The organism is Sodalis-like endosymbiont of Proechinophthirus fluctus, from assembly GCF_001602625.1.
Classification (GTDB): domain Bacteria; phylum Pseudomonadota; class Gammaproteobacteria; order Enterobacterales; family Enterobacteriaceae.
Genome location: NZ_LECR01000050.1, coordinates 28,826 through 32,267, shown reverse-complemented (window position 1 = coordinate 32,267; position 3,442 = coordinate 28,826). Strand labels below are relative to the sequence as shown.

Below are 3,442 nucleotides of genomic sequence, written 5' to 3'. Positions count from 1 at the left end.
AATGGCTGGTTGGGGTGTCAGCGATGGGAAACAGTGGCAACCAGCGGCGGCCGGCAGTTAGTCAAATGATTTCTATCAGTATGCAGTATGCTAGCAGTATGCTAGTTTAGTAAGTATGCCGGTTTAGGCGTCAATACCTAGTTTTTTCGCAGCAGGCCATAAGGGAAAAGGTGAGCGCCAGTCCCAAGGTGATGAGAGGAGAGGGCAGTGAACTGAACATCCAAAACTGCACCAGCACGCCGGCGGACGCCAGCACGACCGCAAGACATTGCAATCGGCGGAAACGTTAGCTCATAACAGCATATCGAGCAAAATATTGACCAGCGGATTGATAAGATAGCCGAGACTGGCCTCCAGCATATAGTGGTGATTGACTGCCCAGATAAACAGCAGTATTAGTACAGAGGTTAGCAGGGCTAGCAGTAATTTGCCGCGCCGAAAAGAATGACGCACCTGCGGCCATCAGCAGCCAAGTGTCAGCAATACCAGCATAAATACCGACGACCACAAAATACGGTGCGCGAGGATTGCATTGACGGGCACGATAATCTATCAATTTAAAATAGGAGGGGCTAGGTCCCAAATAAAGTAAATGCCGAGAGCGCACCACACGCATTAGCGGGCGGTTTTTTCGTTCGTCGGTCAGCCTACTAGATAGGTTGTGGTCGCAATGGCGAAATGATGCTCTCGATTATTGTACAGCTCCTCACGCGCCACACGGAGATCTTATTGCCGCCGCGTAGGTGGCTGGTAACGCAGGTTGTTCCGGCGACGTCCAGGATCGAGGCGATAATGCCGCCGTAAACAATACGCTACAGGGCGTTCACAAGCTTCTTCATTACGCGTGAATTCGAGTTGTGCGGCGTCGTTCTCATATTGTGTAACCTTCAGGTCTAATTCGCAGTTGAACGGCATATGATAGACAAAGTTATCCCCGATTAAACGGCGCGCATGATCGGCGGTAAGGGGATTAAAAAAATAGTAAATTCCGGATTAGGGAAACGCTCAACGCGCGAGGTAATAGAATTATATATTCATAGTATGCTTAATTAATAAGGACTGCTCTACTAGGATCATGTAGCCGCAGTCACTTTAGGTAGTTTTCCCTAAACGAAAATTCATAGAGCGTATAAGATTATTATCTTTGAATGATTATGTTGGTGGTTATGCGATTTTGGAGAACATTTTATGTGCAAACTTTAGGGGGAACCAAGACTCTCTTGCTGGGATCGATTTCTTTTATTTACGTACAAGAAGCCATGGTTGAGAAGATCCACGACACGACAGTGGTGAAGGGAAGCGCCATTACCAATATGTTGCAGGACCACGATAATCCCTACCAGTAACATCAACAAGCAGGAGATAAGCAGCTACGATTGGACAAATAACGCTAAGAAAGATGAAGTAGCATTCCAATTGAGCCTGGGGTTTCCGCTTTGGCGCGGAATCGCGGGAGATAACTCGCTTTTGAGCGCCTCTTACTATAACCCGGCGGCTCCTGGTAGAAGTTATCCAACAGCGATGAATCGTCACCCCTTCGTGAGACCAAACTATAAACCGCAGCTGTTCATTGGCTGGGCAATGGATTATGACTTCGCAGGTTAGACCTTACGCGATGTGGAAATGGGTCTGAACTATCAGTCCGACGGCTGCTCGGATCCTATATCGCGCAACTTGAATCGCGCCTATACGCGGTTAGCCTATACGCGGTTAATGGTGCAAAACGGTAACTGGCAAGGTGGAAGTAAAACCCTGACTACGGTTGGACTACAGTAGCGATAAACCCGATATTATCAAGTATATGGGCCACTACCGGCTGAAGATAGGCTATGCCTGGGGTGGAGAGCATCTTTAGCGCAGAAGAGCGCTACAACTACAACTGGAACAGCGGCTACGGCGGCGCGCAATTGGAATAGAATTATTCCGTTAGCGGCCGCGTGCGTTTTTACACCTAGCTGTTTAGCAGCTGTGGCGAGTCGATTATGATCATAGGCAGACCTGTGCAGGGATGGGCTTTATGCTCAATGATATAATGTAATTCATAGGGACTTAACCACGGGCGCCACAGCCGGAGCCCGTCTAAAGACAAAGTTGGGGCAGATGTGTCTACGGCGGAAATAATCCAGCGGGAAGCGCTGGCAGAGCGGGTGTTGCACGACACCTTTGGCTACAAGCAGTTTCGGCCGGGCCAGCAAGCGATTATTCACGCGGTTCTCAGAGGCCGCGACTGCCTGGTGGTGATGCCCACCGGAGGCGGTAAGTCGCTGTGCTATCAAATCCCCATCCTGGTGATGGATGGGCTGGCGCTTGTGGTTTCTCCGCTGATTTCGCTGATGAAAGATCAGGTCGATCAACTACTGGCCAATGACGTGGCGGCAGCTTATCTGAATTCTACCCAAAGCCGAGAGCAGCAGTATGAGGTGATGGCCGCGTGCCGCAGCGGGCGCATTAAGATGTTATATATCGCGCCAGAGCGTCTGATGACGGACAACATGATCGAGCAACTGTATCAGTGGCGGCTGGCGATGGTAGCGGTAGACGAGGCGCACTGCATTTCGCAATGGGGACACGATTTCCGTCCGGAATACCGCGCCCTCGGGAAAATCAAACGCCATTTCGTGACGCTGCCGTTTTTGGCGCTGACCGCCACAGCGGACGAAACCACGCGGCAGGATATCCTGCGTCTGTTGGGTTTGCGTAATCCGCTGATCCAGGTCAGCAGCTTTGACCGCCCCAATATTCGCTACACTCTGGTGGAGAAATACAAGCCGTTTGAGCAGCTATGGCACTTTGTGCAGGGTCAGTGCGGAAAGAGCGGCATTATTTATTGCAACAGCCGTTCGCAGGTGGAAAATCTGAGAACGCAGTTGCAAAGCCGCGGCGTCAGCGTGGCTGCATATCACGCTGGCCTGGAAAAAGAACGCCGAGACCAAGTGCAAGAAGCGTTTCAGCGCGATGATTTACAGGTTGTAGTAGCGACAGTCGCGTTCGGGATGGGGATTAATAAGCCCAATGTGCGTTTTGTGCTGCACTTTGATATCCCGCGCACCATTGAATCGTATTATCAGGAAACCGGTCGCGCTGGTCGCGACGGTCTACCCTCCGAAGCCATATTGCTGTATAATCCGGCAGACATGGCCTGGTTGCGGCGTTGTCTGGAAGAAAAACCCGCCGACCAGCAGCAGGATATCGAGCGCCATAAGCTAGACGCCATGGGCGCTTTTGCTGAAGCGCAAACCTGCCGGCGGTTAGTGCTGCTGAATTATTTTGGCGAAGGTCGTCAAATGGCATGCGGCAACTGTGATATTTGCCTTGATCCGCCCAAGCGCTACGATGGGTTGGAGGAGGCTCGTAAAGCGCTCTCCTGCATTTACCGGGTCGGGCAGCGCTTCGGTATAGTGTATGTCGTTGAGGTACTCAGAGGTGTTAACAGCCAGCGCAT

Annotated in this window: 1 protein-coding gene and 2 pseudogenes; 2 read left to right on the top strand and 1 reads right to left on the bottom strand. The window is 51.2% G+C overall.

All coding sequences use genetic code 11. The annotated features are described in order from the left end of the window. Window positions 1-126: 126 nt before the first annotated feature. Window positions 127-612 (bottom strand): annotated as a pseudogene (gene rarD, locus BG74_RS20650) (EamA family transporter RarD); the annotation flags it as partial. 554 nt (window positions 613-1,166) lie between these two features. On the opposite strand from rarD, the pseudogene BG74_RS05950 reads away from it, so the two are divergent. Both BG74_RS05950 and recQ read left to right on the top strand, forming a co-directional pair. Further along, window positions 1,167-2,038 (top strand): annotated as a pseudogene (locus tag BG74_RS05950) (phospholipase A). A 64-nt stretch (window positions 2,039-2,102) separates the two neighbouring features. Continuing rightward, window positions 2,103-3,442 (top strand): DNA helicase RecQ (gene recQ, locus BG74_RS05945; protein ID WP_244267365.1); only part of this gene is annotated, 1,340 nt, incomplete at its 3' end.